The sequence below is a fragment of the Aliamphritea ceti genome (assembly GCF_024347215.1).
Classification (GTDB): domain Bacteria; phylum Pseudomonadota; class Gammaproteobacteria; order Pseudomonadales; family Balneatricaceae; genus Amphritea; species Amphritea ceti.
Genome location: NZ_AP025282.1, coordinates 151334 through 170551, shown reverse-complemented (window position 1 = coordinate 170551; position 19218 = coordinate 151334). Strand labels below are relative to the sequence as shown.

The following is a 19218-nucleotide window of genomic DNA, read 5'->3' as shown; positions in this document are numbered from 1 at the left end:
CCTTTTCGTCGCCTAAATCTGACAGGTATTAGAACTATGGCTAGCTTAGCAACCCAGTACCCCCAGCCGCTTGCTACTCCGCTGCGTATACTCATGAAGGCGATGAACCTGATCATCATCAGTGCAGGCATCATTTTGGCGCTGACTTTTTTCTTTGTCGTCATCCTACGCTACGGCTTCGGTGCGGATCTGTTTGCTTATGAAGAATGGCTGATGATTGTCGCCTTCTGGATGTTTTTCATGGCCAGCGCAGCAGGTACTCACGACCGCGCTCATGTAAACGCCGATATCCTTGGCTTTATGATCAGTAATCCCCGCGTGATTTATATCCGTGCACTGATTGTCGAAAGTATCGAGCTGATTATCTCTGCAACCCTGGCTTACTGGGGTTTCCTGATGATCGAAGAAAGCATTCTGGCCTACCCCAACTGGCAACAGACCGTCGCACTGAAAATACCTTTCCTGCTACCTCGTTTTGGTATTTTCCTCGGTTTTCTACTGATGACGCTCTACACCGCACTGCATCTTTATGTGCTGATTCGTAACGGCCAGGACGGCGCTTCTCAGCCTTCCGAATAATGGACCAAATTCTATGATCATCCTCGGTACACTCGTCATACTCTGTACGCTGCTGCTGTTAGGTATCAGCGTGCCGCTAGCCTTCGGCGGCATACTTATTTTCCTGGCACTGATGGGCGGACACGACGTCACAGGCTATTTGCCAACCGGCCATTGGAAGATGAATTCACTAGTTTTACTGGCCATTCCACTCTTCATTATTGCGGGCGCCATCATGGAAAAGGGCCGTATAGCGGCACCTCTAGTAAGCCTTGCAGAACTTTTTGTTGGTCACTTAAAAGGCGGATTATCTGCCGCGGCAGTCATTGCCAGTGGCATATTCGGCTCAATTTCTGGCAGCGCCAATGCCACCCTTACCTGTATTGGCGGCATCATGATGCCCCATTTGCGCAAAGCCAATTACCCGGAAGGCCTCTCTGCTGCGCTAATCGTCAGTGCCAGTCCTCTGGGTTTGCTGATTCCCCCCAGTGCCTCCCACATTCTGTATGCATGGGTTGCACAGCAATCTGTACTTAAAGCCTTTTTATCCACAGTCATTCCCGGCCTGATTCTCATCACTATGCTATGCATCGTGAACTACATTTGCCTGCGCAAAGTCACTAACCTGAACCTGGGAAAAAAGGTGGATAACTTTAATCTGGCGTTCCGTTCCCGCTCAATCAGAGCTTTTCCGGCATTTATGATGCCAGCGATTATTCTGGGCGGCATATACGGCGGCATCATGACGCCGGTGGAAGCCGCCGGTGTCGCCGTGATTTACGCAATTCCTGTGGGTATCTATGTTTATAAAGGTCTGACCTGGAGCAGCTTTCTGGCCACTATGCGCGGTGCAGGCGTAACCGTTGGTGTAGTTATGGCGATGATCTTTACCGTACTGATCGTCAGCCGCTTTCTGGTATTTGAAGACATTCCAAGCATTGCCCAGGAAATGGTGTATTCAGTTTCAGATAATCCCATCGTGATTTTACTGATGGTGAATCTGGTGATGATTCTCATCGGTATGTTAATGGACGATATCAGCGGGTTGTTACTCTGTACCCCATTGCTATTACCTATTGTTCAGAGTGTTGGCATGGACCCAATTCATTTTGCTGCGGTATTAGGGGTAAACCTGGGGATGGCAAACATTACACCGCCAACAGCACCACTGCTGTATTTAGGTTCAAGGGTTACACAAACACCTGTAAATAAGATGATGAAGCCAACTCTTATAATGATTTTCTTTGCCTGGCTGCCTACTCTGATGCTGACTACTTTTATCCCTGAGCTGGCACTCTTCCTGCCAGACTTACTACTGGGGTAAAAGATTGCTTCTCGGTTAATGCAGTACACATTCCAAAATGAGTGAGTACCTACTTACAAAATGTTATCCCACTTCTTCTCGGGGCCGAAAGGCCCTTTTTTATATCCGTAAAACCTTCCTGAAATACATCATCGAAAAGAAACACTGAAAAGTAACACTTATACATAACAGAGACTAAATTGCAGGCGAAAAAAAACAGCTCCGGTTCTGGCTCAAACTGAACAGGAACTGTTGCGAAAACCTTTAGCTTTTAGAAGAGCGTACCGGTAACACCTGATAAGACTGTAAAGCGTCTTTACGGAATGGGATTGTCGCCCGTACCTGATCGGTATGCTGACGATCCACTTCAACAATACAGAATTCTTCCGCTTCACCCATTACGGTTGGCTTAACTGATTCATCAATCCAGGGCGGACAGATAACTGAATGGCCGAAGTGTGGGCCTCCACGATTCAGACTGACAAAATACACCTGATTTTCCAGCGCTCGGCTAACGACAAACTGCTGCCAGGAATGGAATGAACAATCCTGCGCAAAAGCAACCGGATGCAAAATCACATCAGCCTCAAACTCGCAGCACAGGCGGCGGCTCAGCTCAGGGAAACGCATGTCATAACAAATAATAATGCCTGCTTTGACCCCATCAAGTTCAAATACCGCCAGATGATCACCGCGTTTGAAGTACTTCAACTCCGCAGAATCGCCGTATTCAGCGGTATGAATCTTGTCATAGTGGGTCAAATACTCGCCATCCCGGTCCAGTACAACCTGACTGATGTAATACTCATCCTCATCCAGACGCGGCATCCCATAGCAAACAGCAACCTGATGCTTACGACACAGCTCAGCAAACAATTGCTGGCTAGCCCCCTCTAAAGGTTCAGCAAAGCAATCAATCTGCTTAAAATTTTCAGTGGAATACTCCATCGTTGCCAGCTCTGGCAGCAGAACTAAATCGACCTTGTTATCCGCCAGTATGCCGTCCAGTTTTGTTATCAGTGTGTGGATATGTACAAGCTGTTGTTCACGGCTGTCAGTGGCCGGAATCTCAACCTGACAAGCAAGAATACGCATACAGGAAAATCTCCAGTCTATGCTCCTAGAATGAATAACCAATTTACTCCGGGTAGCCCGCAGGCAACAGATGCGCACCCTGTTATCGCTGGCGTTGGTTTGAGTCAGAAGGGCTTCACTTTGCGTCAGCACGTTCTCTGAGCAAGCAATTTTGTTCAATACAAGGGTTTTACGGATCATTAACCTGTCAGCATCATTATTGAAGGAAGCACCATGCTGACTATTATTTTCTCTATGCTGGTATTTGCGCTGGTCGGGGCAATTTCACCAGGCCCGGTGAACATTGTTGCCACCGGTGCAGGTGCTAACTATGGATTTCGTGGCGCTCTGCCACACGTCATGGGTGCAACGCTGAGCTATACGTTGATTGTATTTTTAGTCGGAATCGGGTTGAACCAGTTGCTGGCTCAGGTACCTGAGTTCGCCAGTATTTTGCAATATCTTGGCAGCGCATTCCTGCTGTGGATGGCTTGGAAAATAGCAACCGCCAAACCGGAAAGCTTACAGGGTGAAACGCCATCCCTACCTCCTAAGATGCTTGAAGGGGCGCTTTGTCAGGGTTTGAATCCAAAAGCCTGGCTGGTATCAATGTCTGGAGTTAGCCTGTTTGTGAGCACACAGCAACCAGCCGCACTATTCCTGATGATTTTCTGTGCGGTATCTTTTGCTATGTGTTTTATCGGTGTTGGCAGTTGGGCATTGCTGGGCCAGGTGATTAGTCGTTACTTGTCCAATCCGACACGTCAGGTTATGTTTAACCGCATCATGGCAGCATTGCTGGCCACCAGCATTCTGACAATCATCAATGTGTAATTTATCGCATCAAATAAGCCAACTAAGGAGCAGAGTATGACAGCCACCACCCCTGACATACGCAATAACTGCTTCTTTGCACGCAGCCCATCGTTACCTCAGGTAGAGATGCGTCTGGCAGACAGTTCCAGTGCCTGCTATGGCACTCACTCCCATGATGAGATCTCATTTGGTGTCATCGACGCAGGTAGCGCCCGTTACCAGAACCGGCAGCACAGCCATTCAATAGGTACCACCACAACCGTGATGATGAATCCCGGAGATGCGCACTCCTGTAATCCGGACAATGGTGAGTGGTCATACCGAATGTTGTTTATTGATGCACGCTGGATCGGTCAATTACAGGCAGAAATATTCCAGTGTCAGGGACAGGATTACCTGTCATTTCCCGGACCGCTGGCAACAGAGATGCAAAGCTTCCACCAGTTTGATGCTCTCTTCAACGCCCTGACACAACCTGATACCGGTATCGCCGAAGGTCTGATGATGGATTATCTCGCGCTACGCTTTGCCAATGTTGCGCCACTGCAGCAAGAAACACTAAAAACTGATACCGACAGTGTCCGGCTAGTACGTGAAATGATTTTGGATCAGTTGGATACCAACATCACGCTGGACAGTTTTTCGAGCCAGACCGGCCTCAGCCGTTATCACTTAATCCGTAGCTTCAAAAAACTCTATGGCCAGTCACCGCACGCCTGGCAACTGGACCAGCGCATTAAAACCGCTAAACGTCTATTACGGGAAGGCGAAAGTATAAGTGACACTGCCAACCAGTTAGGGTTTGCCGATCAGGCACATTTTCAGCGCAATTTTAAAAAGCGCCTGGCCATAACGCCTAAGCTATACCAGTCCTTTTTTATCTGAATAAATACTCAGAAAAGATGCCGGATATCCCTGCGGTAGGGGTCTGTACGCTTGTTACTTACGACTTCTGACTGGCGCTTAAATCCTTATTGAATTCTTTTTATATAGCAGCACACAGAGAACAAAAATGTTTGATACCACACAGATTCTCGCATACGCCACGGCACTGGCCATTGCAGCCCTGATTCCAGGCCCGGGCATGACAACACTGATTGCTCGCAGCGTCAGTGGCGGCGCGGTCACCGGTTTTTGCGTCTTGAGCGGGCTTATACTCGGTGACCTGATCTATCTGTCATTTGCAGTGTTCGGTCTGGCGCTCATTGCCGAACATCTGAATACTCTGTTCATAGTCATTCGCTGGGCGTCGGCACTGTACCTGAGCTATCTGGCCTGGCAATTCTGGTTTGCGGAGCATCAGTCACTGGATATACAGCAAAAAGTCCGTAAAAAGGATCTGATATCCGCCGGTATGTCAGGCTTAACGATTACTCTGGGAAATCCAAAAACCATTGCCTTCTATCTGGCACTTTTGCCGCTGGTTATTCAGCTGGACGCCATCACACTGCAAAGCTGGGGACTGGTGTTACTCCCGGTCACTGTGCTGGTATTACTGAGTATAGGAGCCGTCTATATAGCAGGTGCAATTCGCATCCGGCGCTTCCTTTCCCAGCTACAGGCACAACGCTTACTGTTTCGCAGCGCGGCTGTCATGATGCTTTCAGCAGCTGGATTAATGCTCAGCCGCTCCCAGTAAGCATTATCAATCGAATGACTCCGTATGCAGCCTGTGGATAACCCCGGAATCAGTGGCAGCTTCGGTAACACTTTTTAATAACGTTTCAGGTCCACAACTGTATATCTGGCAGTCTTCAGCCAGATCACTGAACAGCATAAACGGATTCAGACGCTCACTTTCGTTGCTGAAGTACGTCACTAGCCGATCGCCCAAAACGCTTTTTAGTTCAGCATAGAATGCCATTTTCTCAGGGCTTTTCGCCGCATAATGTAGCTCAAACCGAACACCCCGCTGCAGTAATTCAAGCGCCATTGCTTTCAGCGGTGTAATGCCAATACCACCGGCAATCAGCAGGGCTGGTCGCAGATCATCATGCAGAAGAAAATGGTTCTGTGATTCCGTTATATTTAGCCGGGTACCTAACTGATAAGACTGCTGTAACCCTGCTGCCAGTCGGGAATCATGCTTTGCCTGTACAGCAATCTGATACTCATCCACACGCCGGGGATCACTGCTGAGAGAGTAGTGTCCGATTCGCACTCCCTGCTCAGTCGGTACAGGTAACTGCAAATGCGCACCCGGAATAAAGCGGGGTAACATATCGCCGTCTATGGTCTTAATTTGATAACTGCGAATCTCTGGCGTTAGCTGATTTATGCCCACAACTTTCACTGCAAGCGGCCCCTGCCCTAGCTCCTCACCGGGAGCAAACACAGGATTTATTTCAGCTGTTTTCTGAGCAGGCTGGTTAACGTTTTCTTCAATAGTTGAACGCCACTCCTGCTCCGTAAACCGGGGCGTAATGTATTTCGGACAATTCCAGTCAAAGCCTTCAACTTCAATCAGATAACCACGCTCTACCGGTGCTCTGAAATCGGCCTGTTCCAGTGCTACCAGAGTTTTCAGGTCATTAGGATCGACCAGCCGTATACGACCTAAAACCTTCAGCCGGGTGCGATTGCCGTAGTCCATAAAAAACAGCGCGACCCTGTCATCTTTACGAAAATTACCCAGACTGACGTACTGCCTATTACCGCTATAATCGGCAAAGCCCAACGTTTTACTGTCCAGCGCACGAATGAACCCAGCGGCTCCGCCTCTGTGTTGAACATAGGGCCAGCCAGTTTCTGTCACGCTGGCCATATAAAAGCTATCACGGTCCTGAATAAAGCTGGCTTCAGCCATACTCAGCTGATCATTAAAGTCTTCGCCACCTAACAGCCGCTGATAGCCTCCCCGGCTACCATGCCGTTGCTGCTCTGCCAGTACTGATTCAGTAAAGACAATTTCTGCAAAACGATGTCCCATAATCATGCCCTCCTGTTCATAAAAGCTCTTCACTAAAGCCCTTTACAAAAAGCCCTGCGCTCCGGTGCCCGAAGCGCAGGTTATTACCGTCATTACCGCCGTTCAGCTGGCTAGCTTGAGATCGACCTCTGGAAAATCGATTGTCACCTGACTGGCCTTAGCCAGAATATTGGTCAACAGGTTCATTGCCACATGGGTAATAATTTCTACGATCTGCGCATCATTGAAGCCTGCTTCACGTATTTCCAGAAACTCTGTATTCGTAACAGCGCCATGATTTTCCGCTAACGACAACGCAAAACGCACGGCCACTGCAGCTTTATCATCCAAACTCGCACCGGAGCGGTTAGCAGTAATTTCGTCACTCTCCAGACCGGCCTTACGTCCCAGAGCAGTATGTGCAGACAAGCAATACTGGCAGCTATTCGTCTGTGCCAGTGCCAGCGCAATACGCTCACGGGTTTCTGCATCCAGCTCACCGTCATTTGCAACGCTGTGCAGTCCCAGAAAAGCATTCAGTGCTACCGGTGAATTGGCGAATACCTTCAGGAAGTTTGGCACCATCCCTAGTTGTCCCTGAATTGCGTCTAACAGTTCGCCCTGTGCCGCATTGGCAGTATCACGCTCAACAACATTAATTCGACTCATCATTTTCTCCTTAGCGCACTGCGCTGTCTGGTTAGAAAGCCCGCGTTCACCTCAGCGGGTAGAGTTACTATGCCGAATTACATTTTGTTAAAGAATCACCTAAAATTTGATTTCATAATTACGATAATCGAAATAATAGGCTGCCAATTCATGGATCAGTTTCATTTATTAAGGGTATTCAGTGCAGTTGCTGAACAACAGGGGTTTGCTGCAGCGGCCCGCCAGTTGCGAATTTCCGCCCCGGCGGTTACCCGGGCAATCGGCCAGTTGGAAGAGCATTTAGGTGCAAAGCTGCTGGAACGCACAACACGTCATGTTCATCTGACTGAAGTTGGCAGCCGTTATTTAGAAGATTCCCGATCCATTCTGGAGCAATTAGCGCAGGCCGATCAGACGGCCACTGGCATCAACGCTTCGCCTCGCGGACAGCTAACCGTGACTGCACCTAACTTGTTTGGCCGGCGTTTTATTGCGCCACTGATGCTGGAATATCTGCGCCAGTATCCAGACACTCAGGTCACTGAACTGTTCGTCGACCGACGGGTAAATCTGGTGGAAGAAGGTATAGATGTTGGCATCCGGATAGGTGAACTGCCAGATTCAAACCTAAGGGCCAGAAAAGTAGGCGAAGTCAGCCGGGTGCTTTGTGCCAGCCCGGAATATCTTCGCCAACATGGCACACCAAATAACCTCAATGAGCTGCAGCAACATACGCTGATTGATGCCAGTCAGTCGCTGGACTGGCGTTTCCAGACTCAGGAAGGGTTACGCACACTCAGTATCCAGCCCCGTTTAAGCACCTCTGATAACGACACAGCTATACAAGCGACCTGCGCAGGTTTTGGTATTACACGGGTGCTGTCTTACCAGGTGGCCGAAAAGTTTGTTTCCGGTGAGCTAATCAGAATATTACCGGAACTCGAGCCTGCTCCCTGGCCTGTAAATGTCATCCACCGGCAGGGGCCTCAGGGCTCAGCCAAAGTTCGTAGTTGTGTCGATCTGCTGGTTGAACACTTACAGAAAGCGCCCTGCTTAGAAGTTTTTTCTTATTGAAAACAATTCACTGAAGTTATTCATATGTATCTTTCAATGTGCAGTTATCAACACAGGGGAAGTATTGATAACTGTCTGCTAGCTCTTTGCCAACGTTTCAGTAACAGACGAAGAAGACTAGTATCAAATTGTTAGTGAACAATTTATTAAAAATGCCATTTAGCAATAAAGGACACATTGCGCTCATCCACATCCTTTATGCCAAATTTATTATTCCAATGAGAATACTCAATACCAACATAAAAAGGACTTTCTGTGCCCATAACATTTCCCAAATTGTATTTAAGCTGGGATGTAAAATTCATCTCTGATTCGTGGTCATCTTCTGAAGTACTCCAATCAATAAATCCGTCATATAGGAACTCACTCTCAGCGACACTAAAAGGAACCGCAAACGATATAGATAACTGCTGATCGTTATCATTTTTATCATTCGTGACCTGATAAATATTCGCTTTAAAATATCTAAAACCCGGGATATCAAGGTCTACACCCAAGCCCCCCATATAGTTATCAAAACCACCAAAACTATCGCTTTTCGACTCCCACTGAGCTGCCAGATAAACATCCTTCACCGGTCCGAATGACAAATCACTGCTGGTCAAATTACCTAGACTCAAACGAGGTTGAAACTCAAAGTAAGTATCCTGCGTACCACCGTCATAATGCGTACGATCTAAAAAGAAGAAAGTATCACCCCAACTATGACCACTGGCATGTTCAAATGTGATCACTTGCCGGTCATCTGCGCCAACTTCATAGTCACTGCCTTGAAGATAACTAATACTGAAATCTTGCCATTTCAACTCTGCAAATGCTTGCGTAGAACACAGTATGCTGGTCGCAATAAACATAGATTTATACTTCATCGAAAGAGCCTCATTATTATTTTAGTTCGCTTTAGAAGCTGAAAAGCTTATTACGCACAGCAATTCAGACAGTTATCTACTAATATCAAACTCAGACATTAATGTTATTTAGATCAGTCAAACCTATACAAAAAAAATTTAAATAATTAAAAAACATAAAAAATCAAGAACGATTACAAATAGAACATAAAAAGTTAAAATCGATAATCTAACATGCCGCTTCAATCATTTAATTACTTATTATTTAACTGTTTTAATTTCAATCAAATATAAAAGCACAGAAGAACAATGTCCACAAAACATAAATAAACTGTATACAATTTGTTTTCTTAATGTGAAAAATACATAAGATATGTAACAACCTCAATTTCTTTGCGATTAAAAGGAAAGAGATAACTATTTGATTCATATAAAATAAAACAAAATCTACAGTGAGCCAGAATTTTTTACACCTAAAGCCAAATCTGTCCATCAGTAGATAACACAATTAGCACGCAGATGTTGTATACAAATGAAAAGCATTCACAATATAAAAAAAACCTAACCAAACATTTAAAAGATTATAATTTATTTATTTATCATCTATAAAAAAGACAGCCCGCATAAGCCATCCTTTAACAGCTATGGAAATAAATGCATTATCATCCTGTTAAGATAAAAAATCATAAAATAAACGATAAAAAACTCTTTTATAAACACATTTAATATCGCAGAAGGCTTTATTTAACACGTATAAACTAAAAAGCCCGGTATACCAACATATACCGGGCAAAACCTGTGTAACACATTCCACAGGGATGGGCAGAAAAGTTGTCAGTTCAGCACAACTGACAACTGTTCGGGTGTAACTTCTTACATTTTCATTCGTTCGCCTTTAGGGTCATACAACCCCCTCAGAGAGGCCGTCGCACTGACTGGCTGCAATGCAATTTCGATCTCAAACTTAGCGGCTGCTAAAGCGTCTGCCGTCAAATCTGGCACATTTACATATCCCATTCCGATCGCCCCGCCAACGGAGTGGCCATACATACCTGACGTCAGGTAGCCAACCACATTACCGTCCATCAGAATCGGCTCGTTGTGGTACAGCAACGGCTCAGGATCATTCAGCTTGAACTGCACTAAGCGACGATCCGGCAGGCCTGCGGCCTTCTGTGCAATAAATGCTTCACGGCCAATAAAGTCGCTGGCATCCGCCTTAGCCGTAAAGCCCAGCCCCGCCTGAATCAGATTGTCTTCGGAGGCTATATCATGACCCCAGTGGCGGAAGCCTTTCTCCAGCCGCAAGCTGTTCAGGGCATGCAGGCCAACATTACACAACTCGTACTCTGCACCTGCCTGATGCAGAGCGTGATATACCTTAGGTGCATCTGTTGCTGGCACCATGATCTCCCAGCCCAGCTCACCAACGTAACTGATACGTTGCATCCAGACTTTCGCACCTGCCAGTTGTGCATAACGACCTGTACTGAAAGCAAAGCCTTCCGCACTCAGATCCGTATCTGCAATTTTCTCCAGCACTTTACGAGCATTCGGCCCCTGGACTGACAAGCAGGCAAACTGCTGGCTGACATCTGCTAACTGGCTGTCGCCCAGTAAATTACGTTTCAGACGCCACCAGTCACGATTGAAAGAACCGATACCGGTCGTCACCCAAAAGCGTTCCTCACCCATACGGGCAATGGTTAAATCAGCCTCAATGCCACCACGCTCATTCAGCCATTGGGTGTAAACCAACTTACCTTCAGGTACGTTGATATCGGCACAGCTCAGGCGCTGTAATGTTGCCATAGCATCTTTGCCGACAACCTCAAACTTACCGAAAGACGAAATATCGTACATACCCACGCTTTCACGGGTAGCCAGATGTTCATCACGATAAAAATTAAACCAGTTCTGACGCTTATAGCTGTATTCGTATTCCGCTTTGGCGCCATTACGCGAGAACCAATTTGCCCGCTCATAACCGCCAACTTCACCAAAGCAGGCGCCAGCATCTGCCAGCTCGTTATGCAAAGGGGAATGCTGAATATCACGGGCTGTATGGTACTGATAAAACGGCCAGTGCATGGCATATGTGTGACCAAGCGCCTCCGGAATTCGCTGTTCAACATAGCTCTGAGTGCGCTGTACCGGGTGATGACGGCGCACGTCACATTCGGTGATATCTCCGGACGGATAACCATCAATAATCCAGTCCGCCATTAGTTTACCCAGGCCACCGCCAGCACCAATACCTTTTGAGTTCAGGCCGCAGGCAACAAAAAAGTTATCCACTTCCGGAGTAGGGCCAAGCAAATGCAGGTTATCACTGGTGAAGCTTTCCGGGCCGTTGAACCAGGTACGGATACCAGCTTCACCGAAGTCTGGCAGTGTTTCCATACCGCGCATCAGATACTCTTCGATATGATCCATTTCACAAGGGAACTGATCAAAACAGAAGTCTTCCTGAATGCGGCTCATCGGCAAGCCTTTGGCATTGTGCTCAAACCAGCCCACCAGCAACTTGCCGGCATCTTCTTTGAAGTACACACCTTTATCGAAATCACGCAGCACCGGACGCTTGCTCATGGATTCCATTTCATCGGTGACCACGTAATAATGCTCACAGGCATACAACGGCAGATCAACACCTATCTTGGCTGCAATATCCCGCGACCACATACCGCCACAGAGAATCACCTGATCCGCACGGATTTCACCGGCATCCGTTTTCACACCAACAGCTTTGCCATCTTCAACGATGATATCGGTAACTTTGGTTTTCTCGCGGATGTTTGCGCCGCCCATCTTGGCGCCTTTGGCCAGCGCCATAGTGGTATCAATCGGGTTAGTCTGGCCATCTTTTTCAATGTACAGCGTACCAACGACACCTTCAGTGTTAATACCCGGATAAAGCTCTGCCAGGCGTTCATTGTCGATCATTTCAGATTCAACACCGAAGACTTTAGCCATCGATGAAGTGCGCTTCAGCTCTTCTAAACGCTCTTCAGAACGGGCAATAGACAAGGATCCGATACGGGCATAGCCAGTAGCCTGACCAGTTTCTTCTTCCAGGCTGGCATATAGCTCGTGACTGTATTTCGCCAGATTCGTCAGTGTCGGGGTCGGCCAGAGCATGCTCACCAGACCCGCTGCATGCCAGGTTGTGCCACAGGTTAGTTGCTGTCGCTCCAGCAGCACTACATCTGTCACGCCGCGTTTCGTCAGATGATAAGCAATCGAGGTGCCGACGATACCGCCACCGATAATTACCACTTCAGCTTTTGCTGGCAAAGGTGCTTGGGTTGTTTCTTCAGTCATCACGCAAATCCTGTTTTTTTATTGCTTTTATCTGACACCAGCCGGAAGGAAAAGAACCTGTTGACCTGGCTGTCTGCAGAGCCTGATTTTAAGCATCTGATGTCCGTCATAATGACACAGAGCAAAAACCACTCACAATTGATAAATATCTTCACTATGGTAAGTTTTATTACCATTAAAAACTCATAATTCCGGGACTGTTTCAGCCATGGAAAAAGCAATCAATCATCGTCAGCTACCACCGCTTAAAACCCTTAGTGGCTTTGAAGCAACAGCTCGTCTGCTAAGTTTTCGAAAGGCAGCTCAGGAACTGAATCTGAGCCACCCGGCAATCAGTCATCAAATTCTGGCACTGGAAACAAATCTTGGAGTTAAACTGTTTAACCGCAAAGGCCGGCAGATGGTGCTGACAGCTGAAGGTGAACGCTTTTACCCAATTGCCAGACGGGCACTGGAAGAACTGATTAATGGTAGCGAAGTGCTGCGTCGCAGTGCTTCGATAAAACCGCTCAGAATCCAGACCTATATATCCGTGTCGATACGCTGGCTGTCACACCGGTTGAGCCGTTTTCGTGCCGCCCATCCGGATATAGAGCTTCAGCTGATATCCAGCATTGAAGAACAGGATTTTGATGAAACCAATGCTGACATCGGGCTTATTTTCAGCCGAGCATCGCCGGACACTCATTTAGCCTGGGAGCCACTCATTCAGCCAGCACTGAGACCTGTCTGCCATCCGTCTCTGGTTGGCAATCAAACGAATTTATTACCCGAGGAGATTCTGCAATACCCGCTGATAACCGTAACCTCGGAGCGCTGGCAGTGGCAGGACTGGTTTGAAGCCGCAGGCTTTTGTGCCTCCCAGCCAAATTCAGCACTAAGCACAGACAGCACAGCTATCGCACTGGAAATGGCAATGGATGGCGAAGGCATCGCACTGTTAAACGGCCCTTTCGCTAACAAAGACCTGCTGGCGGGCCGATTGATACATCCCAGTGAACATTGCGTCCGCAATTTAGGAGAATGGGGGCTGACCTATCGGAAAGATAGCCAGCCACATCAGAATATTCGTGCTTTTGTTGACTGGATACTGAAAGACATTGCCAAACATCCCTGAATAAGTGCCGGCAACAAGCAGTTTAGTTATCCGTAAAGTTAAATCCTCAGTTCTGAGACTCGGTGCTGAAGCCCGGTACTGAAGCCTGATTGTTCTGAGCTGATAATTTCAAAATCGCATTTGCGCACTGTGAAAGCTGTTATAAAGCAACGCTGCCGGAATATCTCCAACCCTTGTAGCGACTGTGGGCTCAAGCCGCACGGGCTTACCCTGACGCTCAGCTTTTGGGGTGATATTCATATGCGCTTTGTAGCATTTGCTGAAGTGCGCAGCAGAGACAAAACCACAAGCAGCCGCCACATCAATGATCGGCCGGGACGTTTGCTTCAGCAATTGCCTCGCCGCCAGCAAACGTAATTTGATGTAGTACTTCAGCGGGGTACAATCTAGATGCTTTTTGAAAATCCGTTCCAGATGACGGCGCGAAATACCCACATATCCTGCCAGCTCAGTCAGTGACAGAGGCTCCTCCAGATTGGTTTCCATCAGCGCGATAATCTCCGCAAGCTTTGGCTGACTTAGCTTAACAGGGTCTGACAAATGTAGTGGTTGCTCCATCATAGATGGCTCAAACATCAGCGCTTCAGCAACCGACTGAGCCAGTGCCTGGCTCTGCTCATCAGCAATACGGTTAATCATCATTTCCAGCATGGCACAGCCACCCGCACAGCTGAATCGCTGAACACCGGTGGTAAAAGGCTTAAGGGTAACCGCAACCCGTGGCCGCTCTTCCTGCAAGATGGTCGAAAATTCACGTGGTACGCTACAGCTCAGGCCATCAAAAAAGCCGGCTTTAGCCAATGCCACTACACCACTGGCCACACCGCCCAGCGCTACCCCACTCGCGACAAAACGCTGCAAACGCGCCACCAGCATATTCGACAGTTCCGGTACGTTTGAGCCACCGACAACAACCAGGGCATCAAGTGGCTTACTGGCTATCAGTTCAGCAATGCTGTAATCCGGCATAGTAGCCACCCCGGTTGATGCCCGGGCAGTTTCGCCGTCCACAGTCGCAGTAAAATATTCATAGAGACGTTCTTCAGCAACCTGATTCGCCACTTCCAGCGGTTCAAGTGCAGAGGTGAATGACAACATGCTGAAACGATCTAACAGCAAAAATCCGATTTTTTTTTGGCTCATTATTATTATCTCCAAACATCTCTCTGTCAGAGGCTCGTCTGCTCAGTGCAGACTTGCGAGTCTCTCCTGCATAAAGCCTCTCGTGTCGGGAAGTCTTATGCAGAAGAACTGTTCAAGCTAAGTTGTTAAAGACTAAGTTGTTAAAGGCCAGGTCGTTAATAATCGCGTTTGCATGGCGGAGCAGAATAAACGGGAGCAGCAAACTGCTCCCGTATTCAGTGCTTAACCGTCAGACTCTCAAACGCTCATTCTTAGGATCGTAAGCAGGCATCATTTCTATATGAGCCTTACGTTCACCCAGAGATGTCTCCACCATCACTTGCTGGCCGGCAGTGTTGTGCTCAGGCTTTACATAGGCAAATGCCAGGCTCTTACCGATCCGGTGACCAAACGCACCACCGGTTGTCAGGCCTGTTACTTCGCCGTTCGCCCAAACCGCTTCATTCCCAAAGCATTCCGCCGGCACATCGTCATCGAATACCAGATAGGCATTAACCATCTCCAGTTCGCCCTGCTGGCGCTGACGGATATTTTCAACACCGATAAACTCACGGCTGGTATCCATAAAGCGATCCATGCAGGCTTCTGCACCGGAAATCTCTTCGGTGAATTCATGACCATATGCACGGTACATTTTTTCCATCCGCATAGAGTTCATCGCCAGGCCACCAAAGTCACGCAGCCCCAGAGCAGCTCCGCTGTGGAACAGTGATTCATAGATCGACAGCACCTGCCAGGTCGGCATGTGCAATTCCCAGCCCAGCTCACCGGCGTAAGATACCCGCATCGCGAATACCTGCGCAGAGTCCACCTGAATCATCCGGCAGGACAACCACGGGAAACCGGCATTGCTGATATCTTCGTCTTCGTCGAGGTGTTCCTGCAGAATTTCACGGGCTTTCGGGCCGGTCAGTAATAATCCACCCCAGGACTCTGTGATATCTTCAATCGTTACGTCGTAGCCTTCTTTGTGCCATTCCATCCACTGGTAATCTTTCACCTGGGAACCGATAGCCCCCATCAAAATGAAATGGTCTTCAGCAATCCGGCTGATGGTTTGCTCAGCCATAATGCCGCCATTCTCACTGTGGAACAGGGTCAGGGTGATACGGCCATCTTTCGCCGGCAATTTGTTACAGGACAACTTATCCAGGAAGGCAAACGCATCCGGGCCTTTCACTACAAACTTCGCCGTGCCGCTCAGGTCAGCAATACCACAGGCATTCTGTACCGCTGCACATTCTTCAGCCACCGCCGCATGCGCTTCGCTGTGTGCCCAGTTATGGGTTTCACCACGGACTTCATCAGTAGTAAACCAGGACGGTTTCTCGTAACCCGTGTTAACCACATGTACTGCACCTTTCTGCCCCAGCAGAGCATGCATTGGGCTGACCCGCATCGGACGGCCGTGAGGACGGTTATCGTTCGGCGCACCGAATGAATACATCCGTTCGTATGATTCGATCGCCCGGGTAATGCAGTAGTTTTTATCAGCCCAGGTATCAAAACGGCGGCTATCCAGCGAAGCCATATTCAGTTCGGTCTGGCCATGGACAATCCACTGCGCCAGATACTTACCAATACCGCCCTGTGCGATACCAATAGAAGCACCACAGAGATTCCAGAAGTTGCGCAGCCCTTTGGCCGGGCCGACCAGGAAGTTATCGTCCGGCGTATGCGTAATCGCGCCATTGATAATGGTACGGATACCCACTTCACTGAAGCCCGGTACCAGTTCCATACAACGTTCCAGGAACGGCATGATACGTACCAGGTCACCCGGGAACAGTCCGCGGTCGAAATCCCAGTCCATACCTTCCAACGCCCAGGGCTTAGCGCCTGATGTTTCATAAGGGCCAATCAGGAAGCCATTACCTTCCTGACGAATATAACTGGCGGCCCAGGAGTCACGGGTTACCGGCATTTCGCGGGCCAGTTTCGCTACTTCAGGATGGTCATCCGTTACCAGATACTGGTGCTCCAGATTCACAATAGGGATGTGTACTCCCACCATCTTGCCGATTTCCGGCGCAAAACAACCACCAGCATTAACCACATGCTCAGCAATAACAGTGCCTTTCTCGGTGATAACTTCGTACTCACCGCTCGGCAGCAAATTAATATCGATAACCCGGTTAAAACGGGAAACCTGCGCGCCATTTTCACGGGCTAACTGGCCCAGCGGCATCACGATAGAGGTTGGATCAATGTGACCGTCATTCGGTGTATAGAGGATGCAGCGGGCATTATCGAAGTTCATCAGCGGATTCACTTCTTTAGCCTCTTCACGGCTGATGAAGCGCATCTCACAGCCCACATTACGGGAACGGCTGATAATGTTACGGAACCACTGCTCTTCTACTTCGGTGTAACCTACCCGCAAGCTGCCGGTACGGTGGAAGGTAGATGGCAGGCCGGTTTCACGGGGAATAATTTCATCATACAACTTGATAGTGTATTCATGGATCTTCGACAGTGTGTGGTTACCGTTAAAGTTCGGACACAAACCCGCCGCGTGCCAGGTTGAACCGGAGGTAAGCTCGCCCTTTTCGATCAACAGTACGTCGGTCCAGCCTTCTTTAGTCAGGTGATACATGAGGTTCACGCCCAGTGAACCGCCGCCGACGATGACAACTCTTGCTGTTGATTGCATACAATTCTTCTCCTTAAACTCATGCCTCTGAAAAGGCAGAACGGCGACCTGCCGTCATTCCGGAGGCCGCCATTAACAGGCAGTCAGGCTACCTGCAGAATATTTAGCGACCCATATCCGATGCCGGGATATGAATGGTATAACGTTCACGAATCGCCTGATCCACTTCATCGCTGATGTGCTTCGGAAAGTAGGTACTGAGAATCGTATTCTTCTTCTCAATAGCCTTCTCCAGTAGCACCGGTTTACCTTTTTCCTGCCAGACATTCGGGCTGTCACGGTCACTGATTACAGGATAAATATATTCAGACTGCATCACTGAAAGTGTCTGACTGGAACCCAGATAATGGCCCAGATCATTCAGACAAACTTCCTTCAGGGTATCGAAGCTTAGTGAAGCTTCATCCACTTTGATGCCTTTCGTCATCCGCATACAGGCACCCAGTACATCGTTATCCATCAGATAGGATTCCGGACACACACCCAACAGACTGGCGTACATACCTGCTGATTCATAAACAATATTTGCACCGGCCATCGCCGCTGCGGAAGCACCGTAACCACGCTCAGCACCGGCCTGGAAGTCCGGGAACTTAGCATCCGACATACCCGCAGCAGTACCGGTTGGTAAATCGAAGTAATTACCCATCTGCGCACAGGCTGCACACAACAGACCCTGCTCTGGCGAACCACCGCTCATAGCGCCGGTACGTAAGTCACTGACGAACGGCCAGGTTCCCAAAATTGCCGGAGCACCCGGACGAATCGCATTCACGTATACCAGGCCACCCAGACACTCGGCCCAGGCCTGCGCCACTGCACCTGCCAGCATCGCCGGCGCTGTTGCACCCGCCTGACCAGCAGACAGCAGCAGAATTGGCATGCCACGCTCAACACCTACACGTAAGCATTCCAGTGACTCTTCAGCAAACTTCATCGGCGGTACAACAAAGCAGTTCGACATGCTCACGAAAGGACGCGCGCGCCACTGCTCTTCACCACCAGCAACAATTTCCAGCATGTCGATGGTTTCATCAACGTGATCCGCCTCTGTGAAGCTGGTACCTACGTGTTTAGTGGTACCACTGACCGACAGAAACGTAGTGTTCAAATCCAGCTCACGGGGGCTGGCGATATCACGTAACACACAGGTACGCTGGAACATGTGGATGTGTTCGCAGTTATCCACAATGCGCGCCATGTCATACAGATCTTTCGCGGTAGAATCGCGGTATTCATTCTTCATTGGGTCAGCGATCATTACCGCGGCACCTGCCGTCGAAAAATGTACCCGCTGACCACTTAAGTCCAGATCATACTCAGGATCCTGGGCATGCAGTGTCAGATTGCGGTTTGCCTTACTCATGGCATCTTCTACAACCGCACGTGGGAAGCGTAAGCGACCGTCCTCACCTAAAATAGCACCCACTTTTTTACAGGTTTCAATGCAATGTGGTGTCGCCTGTGAAAAACCAATTTCTTCCAGAATATTGAATGCTGTCTCGGCAACTTTCTCCATGTCCGCCTGAGTCAGCGGCTGGAAAGTCCCCCCGATTTCACCGGGCAGAACCGGCTTAGAATCTTTATCAAGCGGCTTACTGCGCAGCGCCAGCATCGCCTTCCTACCACCAGATCTACGTGCCATGATCACTCCTGAGTACTATTGAAAATTTATTATTATCGGTGGCCTTTTCAGGTCACGTTGTTACCACTCTAAGGTCGTATTCGAGAAAATAATCCACCTTCACAGAA

General features: G+C 48.6%; 15 protein-coding genes. 7 read left to right on the top strand and 8 right to left on the bottom strand.

Annotated elements, in window-relative coordinates; genetic code table 11:
- Positions 1-36 precede the first annotated feature (36 nt).
- Complete coding sequence (locus tag OCU49_RS00715) at positions 37-579, top strand: TRAP transporter small permease (RefSeq protein WP_261843113.1); 543 nt, start codon at positions 37-39, stop codon at positions 577-579.
- Positions 580-592: 13 nt separating this feature from the next.
- Complete coding sequence (locus tag OCU49_RS00710) at positions 593-1882, top strand: TRAP transporter large permease (protein ID WP_261843112.1); 1290 nt, start codon at positions 593-595, stop codon at positions 1880-1882.
- 243 nt (positions 1883-2125) lie between these two features.
- Here the strand turns inward: OCU49_RS00710 and OCU49_RS00705 are convergent, their stop codons facing one another.
- Positions 2126-2956 carry a carbon-nitrogen hydrolase family protein gene (locus OCU49_RS00705; RefSeq protein ID WP_261843111.1) on the bottom strand — a complete coding sequence of 277 codons (831 nt, stop codon included), beginning with the start codon at positions 2954-2956 and terminating at the stop codon, positions 2126-2128.
- A 213-nt stretch (positions 2957-3169) separates the two neighbouring features.
- On the opposite strand from OCU49_RS00705, the gene OCU49_RS00700 reads away from it, so the two are divergent.
- The 3 genes from OCU49_RS00700 to OCU49_RS00690 all read left to right on the top strand — a co-directional run bounded on the left by OCU49_RS00700 (position 3170) and on the right by OCU49_RS00690 (position 5390).
- The gene (locus tag OCU49_RS00700) at positions 3170-3769 is read left to right on the top strand and encodes a LysE family translocator (RefSeq protein ID WP_261843110.1); all 600 of its coding nucleotides are present in this window, start codon (positions 3170-3172) and stop codon (positions 3767-3769) included.
- 36 nt (positions 3770-3805) lie between these two features.
- Positions 3806-4636 carry an AraC family transcriptional regulator gene (locus OCU49_RS00695; protein ID WP_261843109.1) on the top strand — a complete coding sequence of 277 codons (831 nt, stop codon included), beginning with the start codon at positions 3806-3808 and terminating at the stop codon, positions 4634-4636.
- A 127-nt stretch (positions 4637-4763) separates the two neighbouring features.
- A complete protein-coding gene (locus tag OCU49_RS00690) occupies positions 4764-5390 on the top strand; it encodes a LysE family translocator (RefSeq protein WP_261843108.1) in 627 nt (208 codons plus the stop codon).
- Between the two features lie 6 nt (positions 5391-5396).
- Here the strand turns inward: OCU49_RS00690 and OCU49_RS00685 are convergent, their stop codons facing one another.
- Positions 5397-6680, bottom strand: coding sequence for a pyridoxamine 5'-phosphate oxidase family protein (locus OCU49_RS00685; RefSeq protein ID WP_261843107.1), 1284 nt, complete (start codon positions 6678-6680; stop codon positions 5397-5399).
- A 102-nt stretch (positions 6681-6782) separates the two neighbouring features.
- A complete protein-coding gene (locus OCU49_RS00680) occupies positions 6783-7328 on the bottom strand; it encodes a carboxymuconolactone decarboxylase family protein (protein ID WP_261843106.1) in 546 nt (181 codons plus the stop codon).
- Between the two features lie 150 nt (positions 7329-7478).
- On the opposite strand from OCU49_RS00680, the gene OCU49_RS00675 reads away from it, so the two are divergent.
- Positions 7479-8381, top strand: a complete 903-nt coding sequence (locus tag OCU49_RS00675; protein WP_261843105.1) for a LysR family transcriptional regulator — start codon at positions 7479-7481, stop codon at positions 8379-8381.
- A gap of 146 nt (positions 8382-8527) precedes the next feature.
- Here the strand turns inward: OCU49_RS00675 and OCU49_RS00670 are convergent, their stop codons facing one another.
- Together OCU49_RS00670 and OCU49_RS00665 are read right to left on the bottom strand one after the other, a co-directional pair.
- Positions 8528-9250 (bottom strand): outer membrane protein OmpK, encoded by a 723-nt coding sequence (locus OCU49_RS00670; protein ID WP_261843104.1) that lies wholly within the window; start codon positions 9248-9250, stop codon positions 8528-8530.
- An 852-nt stretch (positions 9251-10102) separates the two neighbouring features.
- On the bottom strand, positions 10103-12553 hold the full coding sequence (locus OCU49_RS00665; protein ID WP_261843103.1) for a GcvT family protein: 2451 nt from the start codon (positions 12551-12553) through the stop codon (positions 10103-10105).
- A gap of 208 nt (positions 12554-12761) precedes the next feature.
- On the opposite strand from OCU49_RS00665, the gene OCU49_RS00660 reads away from it, so the two are divergent.
- Positions 12762-13670, top strand: coding sequence for a LysR substrate-binding domain-containing protein (locus tag OCU49_RS00660; RefSeq protein WP_261843102.1), 909 nt, complete (start codon positions 12762-12764; stop codon positions 13668-13670).
- A gap of 108 nt (positions 13671-13778) precedes the next feature.
- On the opposite strand, the gene OCU49_RS00655 is transcribed toward OCU49_RS00660, so the two are convergent.
- From OCU49_RS00655 to OCU49_RS00645, 3 genes are all read right to left on the bottom strand, one after another.
- A complete protein-coding gene (locus OCU49_RS00655) occupies positions 13779-14813 on the bottom strand; it encodes a GlxA family transcriptional regulator (protein ID WP_261843101.1) in 1035 nt (344 codons plus the stop codon).
- A 229-nt stretch (positions 14814-15042) separates the two neighbouring features.
- The gene (locus tag OCU49_RS00650; protein ID WP_261843100.1) at positions 15043-17466 is read right to left on the bottom strand and encodes an FAD-dependent oxidoreductase; all 2424 of its coding nucleotides are present in this window, start codon (positions 17464-17466) and stop codon (positions 15043-15045) included.
- A gap of 103 nt (positions 17467-17569) precedes the next feature.
- Positions 17570-19111 carry a trimethylamine methyltransferase family protein gene (locus OCU49_RS00645; protein WP_261843099.1) on the bottom strand — a complete coding sequence of 514 codons (1542 nt, stop codon included), beginning with the start codon at positions 19109-19111 and terminating at the stop codon, positions 17570-17572.
- Between the last annotated feature and the right edge of the window lie 107 nt (positions 19112-19218).

What these genes read in the sequence shown, in the direction of transcription:
- OCU49_RS00715 (WP_261843113.1), top strand. Translation starts at nt 37, where the DNA reads ATGGCTAGCTTAGCAACCCAGTACCCCCAGCCGCTTGCTACTCCGCTG.
- OCU49_RS00710 (WP_261843112.1), top strand. Translation starts at nt 593, where the DNA reads ATGATCATCCTCGGTACACTCGTCATACTCTGTACGCTGCTGCTGTTA.
- OCU49_RS00705 (WP_261843111.1), bottom strand. Translation starts at nt 2,956, where the DNA reads ATGCGTATTCTTGCTTGTCAGGTTGAGATTCCGGCCACTGACAGCCGT.
- OCU49_RS00700 (WP_261843110.1), top strand. Translation starts at nt 3,170, where the DNA reads ATGCTGACTATTATTTTCTCTATGCTGGTATTTGCGCTGGTCGGGGCA.
- OCU49_RS00695 (WP_261843109.1), top strand. Translation starts at nt 3,806, where the DNA reads ATGACAGCCACCACCCCTGACATACGCAATAACTGCTTCTTTGCACGC.
- OCU49_RS00690 (WP_261843108.1), top strand. Translation starts at nt 4,764, where the DNA reads ATGTTTGATACCACACAGATTCTCGCATACGCCACGGCACTGGCCATT.
- OCU49_RS00685 (WP_261843107.1), bottom strand. Translation starts at nt 6,680, where the DNA reads ATGGGACATCGTTTTGCAGAAATTGTCTTTACTGAATCAGTACTGGCA.
- OCU49_RS00680 (WP_261843106.1), bottom strand. Translation starts at nt 7,328, where the DNA reads ATGAGTCGAATTAATGTTGTTGAGCGTGATACTGCCAATGCGGCACAG.
- OCU49_RS00675 (WP_261843105.1), top strand. Translation starts at nt 7,479, where the DNA reads ATGGATCAGTTTCATTTATTAAGGGTATTCAGTGCAGTTGCTGAACAA.
- OCU49_RS00670 (WP_261843104.1), bottom strand. Translation starts at nt 9,250, where the DNA reads ATGAAGTATAAATCTATGTTTATTGCGACCAGCATACTGTGTTCTACG.
- OCU49_RS00665 (WP_261843103.1), bottom strand. Translation starts at nt 12,553, where the DNA reads ATGACTGAAGAAACAACCCAAGCACCTTTGCCAGCAAAAGCTGAAGTG.
- OCU49_RS00660 (WP_261843102.1), top strand. Translation starts at nt 12,762, where the DNA reads ATGGAAAAAGCAATCAATCATCGTCAGCTACCACCGCTTAAAACCCTT.
- OCU49_RS00655 (WP_261843101.1), bottom strand. Translation starts at nt 14,813, where the DNA reads ATGAGCCAAAAAAAAATCGGATTTTTGCTGTTAGATCGTTTCAGCATG.
- OCU49_RS00650 (WP_261843100.1), bottom strand. Translation starts at nt 17,466, where the DNA reads ATGCAATCAACAGCAAGAGTTGTCATCGTCGGCGGCGGTTCACTGGGC.
- OCU49_RS00645 (WP_261843099.1), bottom strand. Translation starts at nt 19,111, where the DNA reads ATGGCACGTAGATCTGGTGGTAGGAAGGCGATGCTGGCGCTGCGCAGT.